A 16,684-nucleotide genomic window follows, 5' to 3' on the forward strand; every position below is an offset into this window, starting at 1 on the left:
TCGGGATCGAAGCGGGTACGGTAGAGGGCGCACAGATCGTCGAAAAAGGGCTGCAGCGGCCAGACGGCGGGGTTTTCGAGTTCCAGCGATGGGCGACAGCGCTGGAGCCGCGCCATCGCCTCTTCCCCTTCACGCCAGGCGGCCTCCAGCGCCACATTCCCGCTTCCCTCGCCGTTCAGCCGACGGGCTGCCGCCAGCATATTAATCGGGCAGTTCAGCTGGATCAGCGCGGCGTCCAGCGACTCGCGGATCGCCGCCAGCAGCTTGCCGGCGGTCATTTGCTGCTTCAGCCGGTCAAGGCGTCCTTGCTCCTGCTGCTGACGTTGCTGGGTACAGTCGGCGATCACCACCAGGGTCCGCGCCAGCGCGCTGTCGATAAAGTAGCGGCTGGCCTCTTCACTAACGCCGGGTAACGGCCAGCAGGTTACCGACAGCCAGCGCGCGGCCCCGCGCAGCGCTACCGGCAGGATCGCCTCCACGCCGGGCGTCATCCGGCCAGGGGAGACCTGCAGCTCGGTGAGCAGCTCCCGGCCGCCGCAGTCAGCGCAGAAGGTTTTGTAGGCGAGGTTGTCCATCACCACCCGATCCTGCTCGTCCACCACTACCACGGCGGCGGGGATATTATTCAGCACCGCCTCCATCAGGGTCATATGGTTGCGCAGCCGCTGTTCGAGGGTGTAGCTGACGCTGATATCCCGCTGCATCGCCAGATAATGCTCCAGTTCCCCCTGCGGGCTGAGCACCGGGGTGATGTCAATCTCCACCAGGTACAGGCCGCCGTCCCGACGCTGATTAATCAGCTGACCGCGCCAGGGCTGACGCTGGAGCAGGGTATGCCACATCTCCTGATAGATCGCGCGCGGCGTCTGGCTGCTGGCCAGCAGGCGCGGGTTCTGGTTTAACAATTGCGCCAGCGAATAGCCGGTCTGGCGGCAAAACGCCGGGTTGGCGTAAATGATCCTGGCGCTGGCATCGGTGAGGGATATGGCCACCGAGGCCTGTTCCACCATGGTAAAAAACAGCCCCGGATGTTGTTGAGTCAGCGCGCCGGCGATGGCCTCCGGTGCGGCGTTATCGAGCATCATATTCAGGGTCATCGCAAACTCCTGTGTCGCAGTTATGACAAATTGTCCGACACCGTGCGCGAAACGCGGCGGGGTAAGCCGAACCTGGATAACCATGCAAAGTGTGCGCCCTTATCGGAACGACCACGCGAAACATTGATCCGACAGGGGGAAAATTCACGGATTTTTACCTTTCGCCCCGCCGGGTGCGCCTTTGGCGCGCGGCATCGTGAGGCGAAGCGATCCTGATGGGGCAGGGATGGGCCGTTACGGTGCAGGGCAACCTGGCATAGCCTTCGCAATACCTCTGTCGTCATTCCTTTTTTCAACACCATTCCGACAGGAGCGTACTATGGCGAACATTGGCATTTTCTTTGGTACCGATACCGGTAAAACCCGCAAGATCGCGAAAATGATCCACAAGCAGCTGGGGGAGGCCGCCGCCGCCCCGGTCAATATTAACCGCGCCACGCTGGCGGACCTGCTGGCCTACCCGGCCCTGCTGTTGGGGACGCCGACGCTGGGCGACGGCCAGCTGCCGGGCCTCGAGGCCGGGGGCGAGAGCGAGTCGTGGGCCGAGTTTATCCGCAACCTCGGCGACGTTAGCCTGCAGGGGAAAACGGTGGCGCTGTTTGGCCTCGGCGATCAGCGTGGCTATCCGGATAACTTCGCCAGCGGGCTGCGGCCGCTGTACGACGCCCTGCGTGCCCGCGGGGCGACGATGATCGGCAGCTGGCCGAACGAGGGGTATGAGTTCAGCGCCTCATCGGCGCTGGAGGGGGATCGCTTTGTCGGACTGGTGCTGGATCAGGATAACCAGTTCGACGAGACCGACGCGCGGCTGGCGACCTGGCTTGAGGAGATTAAACCGCATCTGCTGTAGGCGATGGCGGGTAGCCTGTCGGCTACCCGCACAGCCCCGGCTGGCGCGCTAGCATCTCGGCCAGCCACTGGCGCTGGTGGCGGCGCTGGCTCTGTTGACTGAGGTAATCGCGGGCGCTTTCCTGCGCCTGCTCAGGCGTCATCGGCGCGGCAGGGCGAATGGCCTCACACCAGATCAGATGCCAGCCGAGCTCACTGGCCACCGGCGCGCTCAGCGCATTTTCCGCCAGCGCAAACAGCGCCTCCTCCAGCTGCGGATAGAGCAGCCCCCGGCCGATCCACCCCAGCAGTCCGCCGTCCAGCGCGCTCGGGCAGTGGGAGTGTCGCTGGGCCAGCGGCGCAAACGCCTCGCGAGAGGCTTCGATTTGCCCATGAAGCTCCCGTATGCGCGAGTAAACCGCCTGGTCGTCGCCATCGACGGTGAGCAGCAGATGGCGGGTCAGACGCTGTTCCGGGCGCATAAACTGCGCCTGATGCCGCAGATACCAGGCCTGCACCGTGGCGGGATCCGGCCGCGGCGCCTGGCTGGCAATCCCGGCGAAGGCGGTTTCCAGCCGGGCGTGGTGCAGGACGATCGCCGCCCGCTCCGCTGGCGTAAATCCTCCCTCATCCAGCCAGGCGCCCAGCGAAGTGGCGAGGCCCTCCAGCAGCGCGGCGGGGATCGCCTCCGGCGCAATCTGGGCGACAATGAGCTGCTCCATCTGGGCCTGGCGCTGCCAGGCCGCCTCGAAGGCCTGCCGGTCGACCGCGTCGATGGCCGCCGGCTCGCAGTTCCAGCGGCTCTGCGCCAGCCGCTGCCGGCCAAATCGTTGCCATGGCTCCATTATTCTTCCTCCTCTGCCAGCGCCAGCGCGCTTACCGGGACCTGGAACCAGCGGCCGCCGAAGTCGACGATATAGCCGTCGCCATGCTCGCCCCGGCCGGTGGCTTCGATGCGCCCCAACTGACCGACGCTGACCACCATCTCGCCCTGCATCGCCAGCGCCGTCTGACAGATTACGCTATCGCCATACTGCAGATTGCCGGCCAGCCAGGGCCGATCGCCGGCAATCAGCTCCTGTTCGCGACAGCCGACCACCCGGTCGCAGTCCGGGAAGTGGATCTGGTAGATGATCTGGTCCTGCAAGAATACTCCCCAGTCGCGGACATAGCCGATGCTGCCCCGGCGCACCAGCAGGGCGCCGGACGGCAGGCCCGCATAGGTGCCATCGTTACGGATGGCGCGCACGACGCGGACCGCTTCGCTAAAGGTAAATCGGGGTCTCATGGCGTGTTCTCCTCGAACTGTTGCTGATAACTCTCCGCCAGCAGTCGGCGCGCCAGCAGCCAGTGCGCGCGCGGGTTATCCTCCAGCTGGTTGAGCAGAGGCACTTCCGCCTTCAGCTTGCGGTGAAAGGTGGCCAGCACCGGCAGGCTGCAGTACGCCAGGCGCTCGGGCTGGTAGGGAACGGCGAAAAACTGAAAGAACGCATCGGCGGAGCACAGGTCGCCCACGCCGGGGATCTGATAAAACCACTCCATACTCACCCCCTGGCCTGCAGCGTTTCGGCGCTGCAGAGCGCGTGGTAGATTGCCGCCAGCTCATCATCCCGCGGGCTGCGTTTGCCGTTTTCGGCAAAGCGACGGAGCGCTGGCAGCAGCTGGTCAATTTGCGCTGATGTCAGGTGATAACCCATCCGATCGAAGACGCCGTTAACCGCCTGGCGACCGGAGTGTTTGCCCAGCACCAGCCGATAGCCGCGGCCCAGCAGGGCGGGGTCGATCGCCTGATAGCTCTCGCTGTCGCGCAGCAGCGCCGCAACATGTACGCCGGATTCGTGGGTAAAGACCAGCTCGCCCACCAGCGGCTGCTGGGGGTCCACCGGGCGGCGGGTGGCGAGGGCCACCTGTTCGCACAGCGCCGGCAGGGCGGTGAAACGCACGCCGGTCTTGACCTCCAGGCAGCGCTCCAGTCCGAGCGCCACGGTCTCCAGCGCCGCGTTGCCCGCGCGTTCGCCCAGGCCCAGCACGGTGGTGTTCACGCTGGTGGCCCCGGCGCGCACCGCCGCCAGGGTGTTGGCGGTAGCCAGGCCCAGATCGTTATGGGCGTGCATCTCGAGTTCGCCGGGCCAGACGCGGCGCAGGGCGGCGATCTGCGCCGCGGTAGTGAACGGGTCGAGGATACCGACGGTATCGGCATAGCGCAGACGGGTGGCTCCCGCCTCCCGGGCCAGGCGGGCAATGTCCTGCAGCGTCGCGTCGCTGGCTCGCGAGGCGTCCTCACAGCCAATGCAGACCTTCAGGCCAAGGGTGTGGGCGAGGTGGATCAGGGCCGCCAGCCGCTCCAGCAGCAGCGGTAAGCCTTCGCGCAGTTTGTACTGCCGCAGCTTGTCGGAGGCGGGGATGGAGATATCCACCCAGTCCATGCCCAGGTCGGCGCTCTGGCGAATTTCTCCCGCCTGCATCCGGCACCAGGTCATCAGCGTGGCGCCCGGGAGCTGACGGCGCACCTGCCGGATGCGGGCGCACTCCTCCTCGCCCATCGCCGGGGTGCCGACCTCCATGGCCTCGACCCCCGCCGCGTACAGCGCCTCGGCGATGGCGATCTTTTCGCTGGCCTGAAAGGCCACGCCGGGACTCTGTTCACCATCGCGCAGGGTAGTGTCGTTAATCAGTACGCGTCCCATCATTGTCTCCCCGCCTTAGCCGTAGACCGGTGTGAAGGCGCCATCCTGCAGGTGCGGCTGACCCTGTCGCCAGTAGGGCGACAGGGCGCGCAGCCGGTCGATAACCGACGGCAGGGTGGCGATGACGTAGTCGATCTCTTTTTCCCGGGTATAGCGTGAGAGGGAGAAGCGGATGGTGCCGTGGGCCGCAGTGTAGGGGATATTCATTGCCCGCATGACGTGCGACGGCTCCAGCGAGCCGGAGGTGCAGGCGCTGCCGCTGGAGGCGGCGATCCCGGCCTGATTCATCAGCAGCAGGATTGCCTCGCCCTCGATACACTCGAAGGCCAGATTGAGAGTGCCGGGCACCCGCGGCTGGCTGCCGCCCATCACCGTCACCGCCGGGATAGTGGCCTGGAGATGTTGTTCAAGACGATCGCGCAGTTGGCTAATCTGCGCCATGCCCGGCAGATGAACCTGCGCCAGCTCGCTGGCGGCGCCCATTCCGACAATGCCGCTGATATTTTCCGTACCGGCCCGCCGGCCATGCGCCTGGTGGCCGCCGCGCAGTAGCGGGCGAAAACGCGTTCCCCGCCGCAGCCAGAGGCAGCCCACCCCTTTGGGACCGTGGAATTTATGCGCCGAGCAGGAGAGCATATCGATCCGCGTCTGGCTGAGCGCCATCGGGATTTTGCCCACCACCTGCACCGCGTCGCAGTGAAACAGCGCGCCCTGCTCATGAGCCAGCTCCGCCAGTTCGGGCACCGGGAACATGACGCCGGTTTCGTTATTGGCCCACATGATGCTGACCAGCGCCACGCGCGGGCTAAGCGCCGCCCGAAATTGCGCCATATCCAGGGCGCCCTGCTGATCCACGGCGATACGGTGGATCAGGTATCCCTGGCGCTCCAGCTGTTCGCACACCGCCAGGGTGGCGGGATGTTCGACCGCGCTGGTGATGATTTCGCGCCGCTCCGGCATCAGGGCCACCGCCGAGGCGATAGCGGTGGTGGTGGCCTCGGTGGCGCAGGAGGTAAAGATGATCTCGCTGGGGTAGTCGGCCCCGAGCAGGGCGGCCACCTGCTGGTGCGCCCGTTCAAGGGCCGCCTGCGCCGGCAGACCAAAATCGTGTATCGACGAAGGGTTGCCGTAAAAGTCGGTTAAAAAGGGCATCATCGCGTCGAGAACCATCGGGTCGAGACGGGTGGTGGCGTTGTTATCGAGATAAACAGGTTTCATCGTATCCCCCTTGGGTTAGTTAACCGCGGCCGGGGCCGCCACCACGTCCATGTAAGTTCCGGTACGCTCCATCAGCTTTTGCTGCAGCCAGGCGAGGGTCATGTCGGTCATCATGCAGCCGCTGCAGCTGCCGGAGAGGCTGACGGTCACCTGACGCGGGGTGACGTTGAGCAACGTCATGTCGCCGCCGTCGGCCTGAATGTGCGGGCGCAGTTCGTTGATGGTATCGACCACGCTTTGCCAGTGCGCATCGTGGGCCGTCTCCACCGGCAGGGGGGCTGGCGGCTGTTGGGCGAGGATCGCCGCCAGCGCCAGCTCAATTTTTTCATGGCAGGCGGTGCAGCCGCCGCCGGCTTTGGTGTAGTTGATCACTTCTTCGAGGGTGGTCAGGCCGTTGTTCACCACGGCCCGGCGAATATGCCCTTCGTCGACGCCGAAGCACTTACAGATCAGCTTGCCCTCCTCATGCTCCTCCTCAAGGCTTTCGCCGCGAAAATGGGCGATGGCCGCACGCAGCGCTTCCTGGCCCATCACCGAGCAGTGCATTTTTTCCGGCGGCAGACCGTCGAGGTAGTCGGCGATCTGCTGGTTGGTGATCTGCCCGGCTTCGGTCAGGGTGTGGCCGATAATCAGCTCCGTCAGCGCGGAAGAGGAGGCGATGGCGCTGCCGCAGCCGAAGGTCTGGAAGCCCGCCTCCTCGATGATCTCGGTCTGCGGATCAACCCGCAGCATCAGGCGCAGCGCATCGCCGCAGCTTAATGAACCCACATCGCCCACCGCGTTGGCGTTGTCGACCACGCGCGCGTTGCGGGGATGAAAAAAATGGTCTTTCACTTTCTCGGAGTAGTTCCACATGCTGTCAGCTCCAGGGATGATGACGAAAACGCCGGGGCGCGGTACACCGCAGACTGGCGGTGGTACTGACCCCCAAGCAATTGCGATACCAACGCATAAAAACCTTATTTGTTAATGACCTGACGGGTTAAGCGCCCCCGACAGGGCCGACACTGTTGTGGCGTTTTGTGGGCTTTGTCACATAAACGACAGGATCAGGGGAGCGGGTCGGGCTCCTCCCGCCACGCCGGCTCCTCCAGCAGGCGGTTAAAGCGCTGCGGATCGCGTTGCCGCGCGCTGCGGCGCTGCGCTTTTTCATACCAGGAGAGTTGGATCTCCTGCAGCAAGCCGAGGATGGTGGTCTGGTCTGGGACGCGTTCGGCGCGGACGCCCACCTGCAGCAGCTGGCGAAAAACCGCATCGCCAATCGCCACGCAGAACAGGGTGACGCAATCCTCAAGGGCATGGATGCGCTCGGCTATCTTCTCGGTCTGGTGACCGCTGGCGACCGGGAACTCCACCACCCGCAGCAGGGTGACCCGGTCGGCTTTGACGCCGTAGACCACCAGCCGCGGCGTGGCGCCGAAATGCTGATCGACGTGGCGGTAATCGGAGCTGGCGAAGGCGACTTTCATCGACCACTCGTCGGCGTGGACCATATCAAACTGACGGTTAATGGGCGGCATAAGCGTCTCCTGAAGCCGGCTGGGGAGCGGCGCCCTGGCGAAGCGGCGAGTGGTAGAGGGCGGTGTGGTGATGGCGGTCGCGCAGCAGATTGGCCAGCTCAAACAGCGTATCTCGCATACCGGCGTACCCCTGGCGGACGCGACGAAACTCACCGAGCCGGTCGAAGAGGGGAAAACCGACGCGGATCAGCGGCAGGGCAAACTGCTCCGCCAGATCGCGGGCGTGAGAGTTAGCCACCAGCAGATCGGCGGGGTGGTGGCTCAGCAGCTGCTGCAGATCCTCAAGATCCCCCGGCACGACCTGATCGACCGGCAGCTGGCGCAGGCTGGGGTGGCTGGTGGGGGCGACCAGCGGGCCGGGCTGCATCCCCTGGCTGCGGGCGAAATCACACCACGCCGCCAGCAGGTCGCCCTCCGCCGCCATCGCCATGCGCTGGCCCTGAAGCCACATATGGCAGTCGATCATCGCATCCTGCAGCTGGCCACGCTGGCGCTCAATCCAGGCCGGTACGCGGCGTCCGGACATCTTCGCCAGCTGATGGATAAAGGTATCGCAATGGTCGAGGGTCATCAGATGCGGCAGGGCGATCACGTCGCCGCGGCTGCGTTGGGTCAGGAGCGATGCCGCCCGCTGGAGCGACACGCCAATGGCGAAGCTGCCCAGACTCTGGCCCATCTGGGCAATCTGGCGCAGCGAGGCGCCGCCCTGGGTCAGGGGCGTAAAATCCCCTTCACCGAGGTGGCCATCCATTGACTGCGAGAGGTCCGGCAGGATCACCGGCTGCAGGCCAAAGGCCTCCACGCAGCGGCCCAGCCATTCGATATCCCCTGGCGAACAGAGGTGGCTGACCAGCAGGTTGACCCGCCGGGGCCGCTGCCCCGGACGCGGCGTCGGCGCGACCCACTGCTCGATCACGCTCTCGATCACCGCGCTGTAGCCGTTTTCCATCGAGCCAAAAAAATCCGGGGTATTGACGGTGAGGATCGCCACGCCGTTATGGCGCGGATGCGCCTCACGAAACTGGCGCACCACCCGGGCGATATCGCTGCCCTGCGCTTCCGCCAGACCGGTGCTGAGCAGCACGATGGCCTGCGGGCTGTGGCGCTGGCAGAGGGTGTCGAGCGCGGTGAAGATATTGCCGTCGGCCCCCATGATCGTGGCGGTCGGATCCATAGCCGTCGACTGCAGCGGCACCGGGTCATGGAAATGCTGAATAAAGAAAACTTTGGCGAAGGCGCTGCAGCCCTGGGCGCCGTGGACCAGCGGGATGGCCTGGGCCAGCCCGAGGCTGGCGAGGATCGCCCCGAGCGGTTGCCCGGTTTTAATCGGGCTCACCGCCAGCGGTTTTTCACTGCGGATAATGTCTGCCATGGTGTTCTCCTAGCGCCACGGGGCGCGGGTATGCGTTTGCGGCCAGACGGGGCTGGCGAGGGTCAGACAGAGCTGGCGGGCGAGGGTGATGATGCCCTGATAGCCGGCGTAGGCGTGCTCGCGCTCCTGATTGATATCGAGAAACGGCAGCCGGGCTTTCCAGGCGGTGTACATATTGCGTCCGCCGGCGATCATCAGGTCGGCCTGATAGCGGTACACCACGTCGAGCAGGGTGCGGGCATTGCCCTCCTCAAGCATCACCGCCTCGTCGCCCATCAGCTCACGGATCCGCTGTTTGTCCTCCTCCGTGGATTTCCGCGTGCCGGTGGCCACCACGGTCATGCCGAGATCCTGCAGGGCCGAGACCACCGACCAGGATTTCACGCCGCCGGTATAGAGCAGCACTTTGCGCCCGCGGAGCTGCTCGCGCCAAGGCGCCAGGGCCTGCTCCGCCGCCTGCTCTTCGCGGGCGATTAGCGCGTCGGTGCGGCGGCGCAGGTCGTCATCCCCCAGCAGCGTCGCCAGCTGGCGCAAGGCGTCGGAGGTGGCGCGGATCCCGTAGAAGCTGCCTTCAAACCACGGCGTGCCGTAGCGCAGCTCCAGCCCCCGGGCGACGTTGATCAGCGCACGCGAGCACACCAGCATATTGGCCTGCGCCCGGTGCAGGGTCTGGATCTCGGCAAAGCGGCCGTCGCCGGAGAGGCTGCCGAGGACGCGGATCCCCAGCTCGTCGAGCAGCGGCTGGACCTGCCAGAACTCGCCGGCGATATTGAATTCGCCAATCAGGCCGATATCGTGGCGCTGGGCCGGGGCAAAGGGTGTGTTGTCTGGCCACGGGGCCGGTTCGCGCTGGCCAATCACCTGCCTGAGCATCACGTCGCCCGCCATTCGGTTGCCAAGATTTTTACTGCCGTAGAAACCGGCGGCGTCAATGGCGATGACCGGGACGCCGGTGGCGGTCTGTGCGGCCTGGCAGACGGCCTCCAGGTCATCCCCCTCCATCGCCGGTACGCAGGTGTTGTAGATAAAGACCGCCGCCGGATGATAGCGGTCGACGATGTGACGGACGGCGTGGAACAGGCGGCGTTCGCCGCGGCCCATAATCACATCCTGTTCGTTAAGATCGGTGGTAAAGCCGAGCCGGTTGAGGGCCGGGCCGGCGCTGACGCTGCCGCGGTTATCCCACGAGCTGCCCGCGCAGCCGATGGGGCCGTGCACCAGGTGCGCGACGTCGGCGATGGGCAGGAGCGTTATCTGCGCGCCGTCGAAGGCGCAGCCGCCGGCGGTTGCGCCGGGCTTAGGAGCGCTGCAGCCGGATTTTTGCTTCTGGTTGTGCTCGCAGGCGGGTTCGTCCAGCAGCGCCAGAATTTCCTTTCCCTTCATAGTGACCTCGTTGACGGTGGGAGACCGGAGAGGTGATGCAATTCGCGCTCCAGGGAGAGGGAGGTTGATTTTTAAGGGAAAAGGGTTGTGGGTTTTGCGACAAAGGCAACAATCAAACAGGGGGAAGGCATGATTTATCGCGCTGATAACTGGATTTACCGCGACAGTATTGCCGCATATTGGCGAATGACGGGAAGGGTCGATAAGGTGGAATATTCCGTTCACCGACCTTCCTCACTATTTCATTGCGCCCTCTGCGGGTGAACGGCATGGGGGGCGTTTCGCCCGCCCCCCATGACCCCCAGCATGGCGCTGAAAATTGCCGCTGCGCGGTCCGCTCCACTCCGGCTTCATCTGGCGGAACGGGCGGACTCGACATCCTTGTCTCGACCGCCCTCTGGCCGCCGTCCTGGCGGCCAGTCCTGGATGCGCGCCTGCGTTCTCGCCAATTTTCCTGATGCGCCCAACCCCCGGCTGTTACTTTTGTCCCTGTCCTGCGGCGCTTGCCTTGCTGAAAGAATGTTCCCTGCGGGGGCAAAAAAAGGCCCGCGGGGTCGGCGGGCAACAAGCAAAACGCAACGATTAAAAAACACGTTCCTCCAGAGGGTTATCCCGGTTGAGGCGCTTCGCCAGCCACGGCGGCAGCCGACCGGCCAGCATCGCGCTCACCGCGTCGCACTGAGCCTGAATCGTCGTGCCCGGCGGCGCTTTCATCGGATGGATTTGATGGCGGATCAACCTCGCGGCGGCAGGCCCGCCAATCTCCTGACAAAACAGCAGATGGCAATCCTCCAGCAGCCTGGCGCGCATCTCGCTGGCGTCCGACGCCGCAGAAGAAGACGCATAGCGGCGCAGATCCGCCAGCCAGCCGCCCTGGTCATCGAAGGCATAGATAAAAAACAGCCGGTTCTGGCCAAAATGACCATTGATGGCCAGGCCATCCTGCGAGCAAAAAGCGACCCGCAGCTGCGGCGTTCGCTGAGGGGGGCGGGCGATGCGCAAATAGCCGGGCAGCACCCCCTGCAGGCAGGCGATGACCCGCGCCCAGCGGGCCGGGGACATCACCGCCGTCGCCGAAGGAAAGCTGGCGGCCAGCTGAGGCTGCGTCAGGGTGGTTAACCGTGCCGGGGTCAACGTTTCGCCGCACTCCTGCGCCAGCCAGTCGACGACTTGCACCGGCTGCAGCTCCGGCAGCGTCTGGAACAGCGCCAGCAGACGCCAGAAAAGGGTATCGTTGTCGGACATTTCCAGCTCCTTATAGCAGCGTGCTGCGAGTGGCGCGCAGGCTTATCGGGAAGACGGGTCGCCCCGGCTGCGGATTGACGTAGTAGCGACGTCCCCCTTCGAGGGCAATCGCGCCGCCCCAGCGGTCCGTCTCGTCATGTTCGACCTGGAGCACCCGGGCCTCCAGATCCTGTTTGGCGATATAGGCATACAGCGCCTCGCCGCGCTCACGGAAAATCACGATGGGCATACTCCCTCCTGGCCCCGCCTGCGGCGGGGCGCCTGATGGTTAACGAACGAGGTCGAAGCTGTAATCGGTTTTGCCCAACTGGCTGGTGTCGTGGTCCAGTTTTTCCAGCACGGCGTTCACCAGCGTCGTGACGATGTTCATTGCGCCTTCATAGCCCCAGGTGGTCTGGCGGTGCAGATGATGGCGGTCGAACAGCGGAAAGCCCAGACGGATCAGCGGCACTTCGAAAGCTTTGCCCTTTGCCAGGGTATCGCGCTGGATAAACTTGCCGTAGGAGTTACCGATCATAAAGTCCGGCTGACGGGTGAACATCAGCGACCGGAAGTGCCACAGGTCGCAGTTGATGAACACTTCGCTTTCCTGACCGTACGGCGAGGCATCAAGCATTTTCTTCATCGCTTTTTGCCAGCGTTTATTGGCGTTATGGCTGAGGATCACCGTCGGCTCGCAGCCCAGCTCCAGCAGGAAGCGCGTCAGCCCCATCACGAAATCCGGATCGCCGTAGAGGCCGAATTTTTTGCCATGCAGCCAGGTGTGGGAATCCAGCATCATGTCGACCAGCCGGCCGCGCTCCAGAGTCAGAGCGTCGGCGATCGGTTTGCCGGTCAGCTGACTGACGGTCATTAGCAGGGCGTCGGTGGCGGCCAGGCCCAGCGGAACGGCCACCTCGGTGGCGGGCTGGTTCCACATCTCCTGAACCACCTTTTTGCTTTTCACCAGCTGCCACGGCTGCAGCAGCAGGGTGTCAATGGCGTCCGGCGCGGTTTTGATCTCCTGCTGGCTGGTGCCGCCGGCGTACATCCGGTAATGGCCGTCGGCGGGGGTGTCGAGCACCTCTGATGGGTCGGAGAGCAGGCTGCACGGGACATCCATCTGCGCCATCATCCGCTTCAGCACGCGGAAGTTGCCGAGATAGGTCTCAAATCCGGTCACCAGATTGAGCTTTTGCTGTTTGCCCGGCAGCCCGGCGTAGTCAGCGGTAAAGGTCTTCGCGAACCCTTCAAACATATTGTCCCAGCCGGTGACATGGCTGCCGATAAAGCTGGGGGTATGGGCGTAAGGAATGGCGATGCTGTCGTCAACAAATCCCTCTTTTTTGGCGTTGGCGATAAACGCCTGCAGATCGTCGCCGATCACCTCGGCCATACAGGTGGTGGAGACGGCGATAATCTCGGGTTTATACAGCGCGCTGGCATTCTGCAGGCCCAGATTCATGTTGTTGTTGCCGCCGAACACCGCCGCGTCCTCGGTCATGGAGTCGGAGACGCAGGCGACAGGCTCTTTAAAATGGCGGTTAAAGTAGGTGCGAAAATAGGCGACGCAGCCCTGGGAGCCGTGCACGTAGGGCAGGGTGCCGGCGAACCCCAGCGCGCAGAGTACGGCGCCGAGCGGCTGGCAGGCTTTGGCCGGGTCGACGGTCAGCGCCTCGCGCTGGAAGTTCAGCGCTTCATACTCGGCGGTGGTGGTCCAGGCAAAAACCTCCTGCACACGCTGCGCGTCGTGCGCCTCTTCAAGGGTCTTTTTATTCTGGAACAGGGTCTGGTATTCATCCTGTTCAAACAGCGGATAACAGCTGTGAATTTTATCGATCGTTTGGCTCATGGTGTTCTCCTCCCGCGCCACAAATCGGTGGACTGACGGGACAGTGAAGGGGCAATCACGCAGACTTCAGCCACGGGGCAGTCAGTTCGTTCCACGCCGGATTGTTCAGGGTCATATCCATATCGCGGGCAAAGATGGCGAAGCCGTCATAGCCGTGATAGGGGCCGGAATAGTCCCAGGAGTGCATCTGGCGGAACGGCACCCCCATTTTCTGGAAGATATATTTCTCTTTGATCCCGGAGCCGATGAGGTCAGGTTTCAGCGCTTTGACGAAGGCCTCCAGCTCATAGCTGCTGGCATCGTCAAACAGCAGGGTGCCCTCTTTCAGGTCCGGCAGGGTGCGGTCGTAATCATCGTTATGGGCAAACTCGTAGCCGGCGGCGATGATCTCCATCCCGAGATCCTCATAGGCGCCGATGACGTGGCGCGGCCGTAGCCCCCCCATGTACAGCAGCACTTTGCGCCCCTCCAGCCGCGGGCGATATTTGGCGATGATGGCCGCCATCTGCCCCTCATATTTGGCGATCACCGCTTCCGCATTGGCGCGAATGGTGTCATCAAATTGATCGGCGATCTTGCGCAGCGATTCGGCGATTTTGGTCGGGCCGAAGAAGTTATATTCCATCCACGGGATCTGATGTTTCTCCTCCATATGGCGGGCGATATAGTTCATCGAACGGTAGCAGTGGACGAGGTTAAGCTTAACGAATGGGGTGTTCTCCATCTCCACCAGGGTGCCGTCGCCGGACCACTGCGCCACTACGCGCAGCCCCATCTCTTCCAGCAGAATGCGCGAGGCCCAGGCGTCGCCACCGATGTTGTAATCGCCAATGATGGCAACATCATACGGGGTGCTGGCAAACGGCTGCCCTTCGCGATTGTTCAGCACCCAGTCGCGCACCACGTCGTTGGCGATATGGTGGCCCAGCGATTGCGATACGCCGCGAAAGCCTTCGCAGCGCACCGGGATCACCGGTTTATCCAGCGCCTTGCTGCTGGCGTTGGCCACGGCGCTGATGTCATCGCCGATCAGGCCCACCGGGCACTCCGACTGGATGGTGATCCCTTTGGTCAGCGGGAACAGCAGCTCCATCTCTTCGATCAGTTTGGTCAGCTTTTTATCGCCGCCGAAAACAATATCGCGCTCCTGAAAATCAGAGGTGAAGTTCAGGGTGCCGAAGCTGTCGACACCGCTGACGCCGGTATAGTAGTTGCGCCGTCCGGCGCGCGAGTACTGGCCGCAGCCGATGGGGCCGTGCGAGATATGGGCCATGTCTTTGATTGGCCCAAACACCACCCCTTTCGAGCCCGCATAGGCGCAGCCACGCACGGTCATCACCCCGGGCTGCGATTTACGGTTCGAGATAATGCACTTGCCGACGCTCTCCATCTGCGGATCGCTGATCATCATGTGCTTTCTGCGCTCTTTGCGCGCGGTTTCGGGAAACACCTCCAGGACTTCCTGGATGAGCGCAAGGTTACGTTCGCCTGTTGCGTTAGTCATGGTGAGGATCCTGTGCTCAGGCCGCGTTTTCTTCAGCGGCGGTTTTACCAATGATGCTGGTGTCTTCTTCTTCCATGATGCCGAACTCCATCAGCAGCGATTCCAGCTCGTCCATGGTGCACGGCGTCGGCACCACTTTTTTGGTGTTATTGACGATCTTCTGCGCCAGTTGACGATATTCATTCGCCTGCTGACAGGTCGGGTCGTACTCGATCACCGTCATCCGGCGGATCTCCGCGCGCTGCACAATGTTGTCGCGGGGAACGAAGTGGATCATCTGCGTGCCAAGCTTCTCCGCCAGGGCGATGATCAGTTCGTCTTCCCGGTCGGTTTTGCGTGAGTTACAGATCAGGCCGCCGAGGCGCACCTTGCCGGATTTGGCGTACTTCACGATCCCCTTGGAGATATTGTTGGCGGCATACATCGCCATCATCTCGCCGGAGCAGACGATGTAGATCTCCTGGGCTTTGTTTTCGCGGATCGGCATAGCGAAGCCGCCGCAGACCACGTCGCCGAGGACGTCATAGAAGACGAAATCCAAATCTTCTTCATAGGCGCCTTCTTCCTCGAGGAAGTTGATGGCGGTGATCACCCCGCGTCCGGCGCAGCCGACGCCTGGCTCCGGGCCGCCGGATTCGGCGCAACGGACATCGCCATAGCCGATTTGCAGAACGTCTTCGAGCTCCAGATCCTCGACCGAGCCCACTTCCGCCGCCATCTCCATGATGGTGTTCTGGGCTTTAGCGTGAAGGATCAGACGGGTGGAGTCCGCTTTCGGATCGCAGCCGACGATCATCACTTTCTTACCCATCTCGGCGAGGGCCGCGACGAGATTCTGGGTGGTGGTGGATTTACCGATACCGCCTTTACCGTAGATAGCGCATTGACGCATGGTCATGGTGACTTCTCCTGTTGTTGAGTGTTTGCCAGCAGAGAAGTGCAGGGAACGTACCAGCTGCGAATTTTTGCTCAGTTATTTGATAAATAATGGTTTTTTGTAAAGCAGCCGCGCCGGGAGGCTGAGCAAACGGCACAATAACGCTACCAAATGTGCGAAACAGAACAATTTCCCGCCACGGGCCCGGCGCGGCGCTTTGTCACCTGTTCAACAGCTTGTCGCGCACAGTGTCTTATTCCCCGCAATCCCGCCGGACGGGCCTGCGCATTTCTTCCCTTAACCTGTTGAATTGATGAGTGACAGGCGGCAATTCGCGAGCTGGCACAGGCTGTGCTTGGAGAGGTGACAGGGTTTGCCGCGGGCTGCCGCGGTAAAGAGAACGCTCACCTTTGAGGATTGAACGATGTCCGGAAACATGAAAACAATGGATGGCAACACGGCGGCGGCCTGGATCTCCTACGCCTTTACCGACGTGGCGGCCATCTACCCCATCACCCCCTCCACGCCGATGGCGGAAAATGTCGATGAATGGGCCGCTAAGGGGAAAAAGAATCTGTTTGGCCAGCCGGTGCGCCTGATGGAAATGCAATCCGAAGCCGGTGCCGCCGGGGCGGTGCACGGCGCGCTGCAGGCGGGAGCGCTCACCACCACCTACACCGCGTCGCAGGGGCTGCTGCTGATGATCCCCAATTTGTACAAAATTGCCGGTGAACTGCTGCCGGGTGTTTTTCACGTCAGCGCGCGGGCGCTGGCGACCAATTCGCTGAATATTTTTGGCGACCATCAGGACGTGATGGCGGTACGCCAGACCGGCTGCGCCATGCTGGTGGAGAATAACGTTCAGCAGGTGATGGACCTGTCGGCGGTGGCGCACCTGGCGGCGATCGCCGGGCGGATCCCGTTTATCAACTTCTTCGACGGCTTTCGCACCTCGCACGAAATACAGAAGATTGAGGTGCTGGCGTATGAGCAACTGGCGACGCTGCTGGACCGGCCGGCGCTGGAGCGCTTTCGTCGGCAGGCGCTGCACCCGGATCATCCGGTGATCCGCGGCACCGCGCAAAATCCGGATATCTACTTCCAGGAGCGGGAGGCCGGTAA

16 protein-coding genes and 1 pseudogene are annotated in these 16,684 nt (G+C 63.2%); 2 read left to right on the top strand and 15 right to left on the bottom strand.

Translation table 11 applies throughout. The annotated features are described in order from the left end of the window. A partial coding sequence (gene nifL, locus CW267_RS27020; RefSeq protein ID WP_101148677.1) for a nitrogen fixation negative regulator NifL occupies positions 1-1,097 on the bottom strand: 1,097 nt, incomplete at its 3' end. Positions 1,098-1,416: 319 nt separating this feature from the next. Between nifL and CW267_RS27025 the strand changes: the two genes are divergently transcribed. Next, positions 1,417-1,947, top strand: coding sequence for a flavodoxin (locus tag CW267_RS27025; protein WP_008804122.1), 531 nt, complete (start codon positions 1,417-1,419; stop codon positions 1,945-1,947). A gap of 22 nt (positions 1,948-1,969) precedes the next feature. On the opposite strand, the gene nifM is transcribed toward CW267_RS27025, so the two are convergent. The 14 genes from nifM to nifH all read right to left on the bottom strand — a co-directional run bounded on the left by nifM (position 1,970) and on the right by nifH (position 15,583). Beyond that, the gene (nifM, locus tag CW267_RS27030; protein ID WP_100781504.1) at positions 1,970-2,770 is read right to left on the bottom strand and encodes a nitrogen fixation protein NifM; all 801 of its coding nucleotides are present in this window, start codon (positions 2,768-2,770) and stop codon (positions 1,970-1,972) included. Further along, positions 2,770-3,213, bottom strand: coding sequence for a nitrogen fixation protein NifZ (locus CW267_RS27035; protein ID WP_008804124.1), 444 nt, complete (start codon positions 3,211-3,213; stop codon positions 2,770-2,772). Before CW267_RS27035 ends, nifM begins: the two co-directional genes overlap by 1 nt. Beyond that, the gene (locus CW267_RS27040) at positions 3,210-3,467 is read right to left on the bottom strand and encodes a nitrogenase-stabilizing/protective protein NifW (protein WP_100781503.1); all 258 of its coding nucleotides are present in this window, start codon (positions 3,465-3,467) and stop codon (positions 3,210-3,212) included. The genes CW267_RS27035 and CW267_RS27040 overlap by 4 nt, the downstream gene beginning before the upstream one ends. Before the next feature lie 2 nt (positions 3,468-3,469). Next, positions 3,470-4,612, bottom strand: coding sequence for a homocitrate synthase (gene nifV / locus CW267_RS27045; RefSeq protein ID WP_023322951.1), 1,143 nt, complete (start codon positions 4,610-4,612; stop codon positions 3,470-3,472). A gap of 15 nt (positions 4,613-4,627) precedes the next feature. Next, complete coding sequence (gene nifS, locus CW267_RS27050) at positions 4,628-5,830, bottom strand: cysteine desulfurase NifS (RefSeq protein WP_023297938.1); 1,203 nt, start codon at positions 5,828-5,830, stop codon at positions 4,628-4,630. A gap of 15 nt (positions 5,831-5,845) precedes the next feature. Continuing rightward, on the bottom strand, positions 5,846-6,685 hold the full coding sequence (gene nifU, locus CW267_RS27055) for a Fe-S cluster assembly protein NifU (protein WP_023340488.1): 840 nt from the start codon (positions 6,683-6,685) through the stop codon (positions 5,846-5,848). A gap of 194 nt (positions 6,686-6,879) precedes the next feature. Next, a complete protein-coding gene (locus tag CW267_RS27060; protein ID WP_043875006.1) occupies positions 6,880-7,350 on the bottom strand; it encodes a NifB/NifX family molybdenum-iron cluster-binding protein in 471 nt (156 codons plus the stop codon). Next, complete coding sequence (nifN, locus tag CW267_RS27065) at positions 7,337-8,722, bottom strand: nitrogenase iron-molybdenum cofactor biosynthesis protein NifN (RefSeq protein WP_016161449.1); 1,386 nt, start codon at positions 8,720-8,722, stop codon at positions 7,337-7,339. Before nifN ends, CW267_RS27060 begins: the two co-directional genes overlap by 14 nt. A gap of 9 nt (positions 8,723-8,731) precedes the next feature. Further along, positions 8,732-10,105: a nitrogenase iron-molybdenum cofactor biosynthesis protein NifE gene (nifE, locus tag CW267_RS27070; protein ID WP_012541110.1), complete on the bottom strand. Its 1,374-nt coding sequence runs from the start codon at positions 10,103-10,105 to the stop codon at positions 8,732-8,734. Between the two features lie 582 nt (positions 10,106-10,687). Next, positions 10,688-11,350, bottom strand: a complete 663-nt coding sequence (locus CW267_RS27075; protein WP_046622934.1) for a NifB/NifX family molybdenum-iron cluster-binding protein — start codon at positions 11,348-11,350, stop codon at positions 10,688-10,690. Between the two features lie 10 nt (positions 11,351-11,360). Then, positions 11,361-11,579 (bottom strand): putative nitrogen fixation protein NifT, encoded by a 219-nt coding sequence (nifT, locus tag CW267_RS27080; RefSeq protein WP_004203557.1) that lies wholly within the window; start codon positions 11,577-11,579, stop codon positions 11,361-11,363. 39 nt (positions 11,580-11,618) lie between these two features. Then, complete coding sequence (gene nifK / locus CW267_RS27085) at positions 11,619-13,181, bottom strand: nitrogenase molybdenum-iron protein subunit beta (protein ID WP_046622935.1); 1,563 nt, start codon at positions 13,179-13,181, stop codon at positions 11,619-11,621. Positions 13,182-13,236: 55 nt separating this feature from the next. After that, positions 13,237-14,685: a nitrogenase molybdenum-iron protein alpha chain gene (nifD, locus tag CW267_RS27090; RefSeq protein WP_012541112.1), complete on the bottom strand. Its 1,449-nt coding sequence runs from the start codon at positions 14,683-14,685 to the stop codon at positions 13,237-13,239. Between the two features lie 16 nt (positions 14,686-14,701). Further along, positions 14,702-15,583 (bottom strand): nitrogenase iron protein, encoded by an 882-nt coding sequence (gene nifH, locus CW267_RS27095; protein ID WP_004203553.1) that lies wholly within the window; start codon positions 15,581-15,583, stop codon positions 14,702-14,704. A 403-nt stretch (positions 15,584-15,986) separates the two neighbouring features. On the opposite strand from nifH, the pseudogene CW267_RS27100 reads away from it, so the two are divergent. Next, positions 15,987-16,684: pseudogene (locus tag CW267_RS27100) on the top strand (pyruvate:ferredoxin (flavodoxin) oxidoreductase); the annotation flags it as partial.

Source organism: Klebsiella sp. X1-16S-Nf21, assembly GCF_002837615.1.
GTDB classification, from domain to species: domain Bacteria; phylum Pseudomonadota; class Gammaproteobacteria; order Enterobacterales; family Enterobacteriaceae; genus Klebsiella; species Klebsiella variicola.

Excerpts from the sequence above, each read along its gene's own strand:
- CW267_RS27025 (WP_008804122.1), top strand. The coding sequence starts at position 1,417 with ATGGCGAACATTGGCATTTTCTTTGGTACCGATACCGGTAAAACCCGC.
- nifU (WP_023340488.1), bottom strand. The coding sequence starts at position 6,685 with ATGTGGAACTACTCCGAGAAAGTGAAAGACCATTTTTTTCATCCCCGC.
- CW267_RS27075 (WP_046622934.1), bottom strand. The coding sequence starts at position 11,350 with ATGTCCGACAACGATACCCTTTTCTGGCGTCTGCTGGCGCTGTTCCAG.
- nifN (WP_016161449.1), bottom strand. The coding sequence starts at position 8,722 with ATGGCAGACATTATCCGCAGTGAAAAACCGCTGGCGGTGAGCCCGATT.
- nifT (WP_004203557.1), bottom strand. The coding sequence starts at position 11,579 with ATGCCCATCGTGATTTTCCGTGAGCGCGGCGAGGCGCTGTATGCCTAT.
- nifV (WP_023322951.1), bottom strand. The coding sequence starts at position 4,612 with ATGGGACGCGTACTGATTAACGACACTACCCTGCGCGATGGTGAACAG.
- nifH (WP_004203553.1), bottom strand. The coding sequence starts at position 15,583 with ATGACCATGCGTCAATGCGCTATCTACGGTAAAGGCGGTATCGGTAAA.
- CW267_RS27060 (WP_043875006.1), bottom strand. The coding sequence starts at position 7,350 with ATGCCGCCCATTAACCGTCAGTTTGATATGGTCCACGCCGACGAGTGG.
- nifK (WP_046622935.1), bottom strand. The coding sequence starts at position 13,181 with ATGAGCCAAACGATCGATAAAATTCACAGCTGTTATCCGCTGTTTGAA.
- CW267_RS27040 (WP_100781503.1), bottom strand. The coding sequence starts at position 3,467 with ATGGAGTGGTTTTATCAGATCCCCGGCGTGGGCGACCTGTGCTCCGCC.
- nifD (WP_012541112.1), bottom strand. The coding sequence starts at position 14,685 with ATGACTAACGCAACAGGCGAACGTAACCTTGCGCTCATCCAGGAAGTC.
- nifM (WP_100781504.1), bottom strand. The coding sequence starts at position 2,770 with ATGGAGCCATGGCAACGATTTGGCCGGCAGCGGCTGGCGCAGAGCCGC.
- nifS (WP_023297938.1), bottom strand. The coding sequence starts at position 5,830 with ATGAAACCTGTTTATCTCGATAACAACGCCACCACCCGTCTCGACCCG.
- nifE (WP_012541110.1), bottom strand. The coding sequence starts at position 10,105 with ATGAAGGGAAAGGAAATTCTGGCGCTGCTGGACGAACCCGCCTGCGAG.
- CW267_RS27035 (WP_008804124.1), bottom strand. The coding sequence starts at position 3,213 with ATGAGACCCCGATTTACCTTTAGCGAAGCGGTCCGCGTCGTGCGCGCC.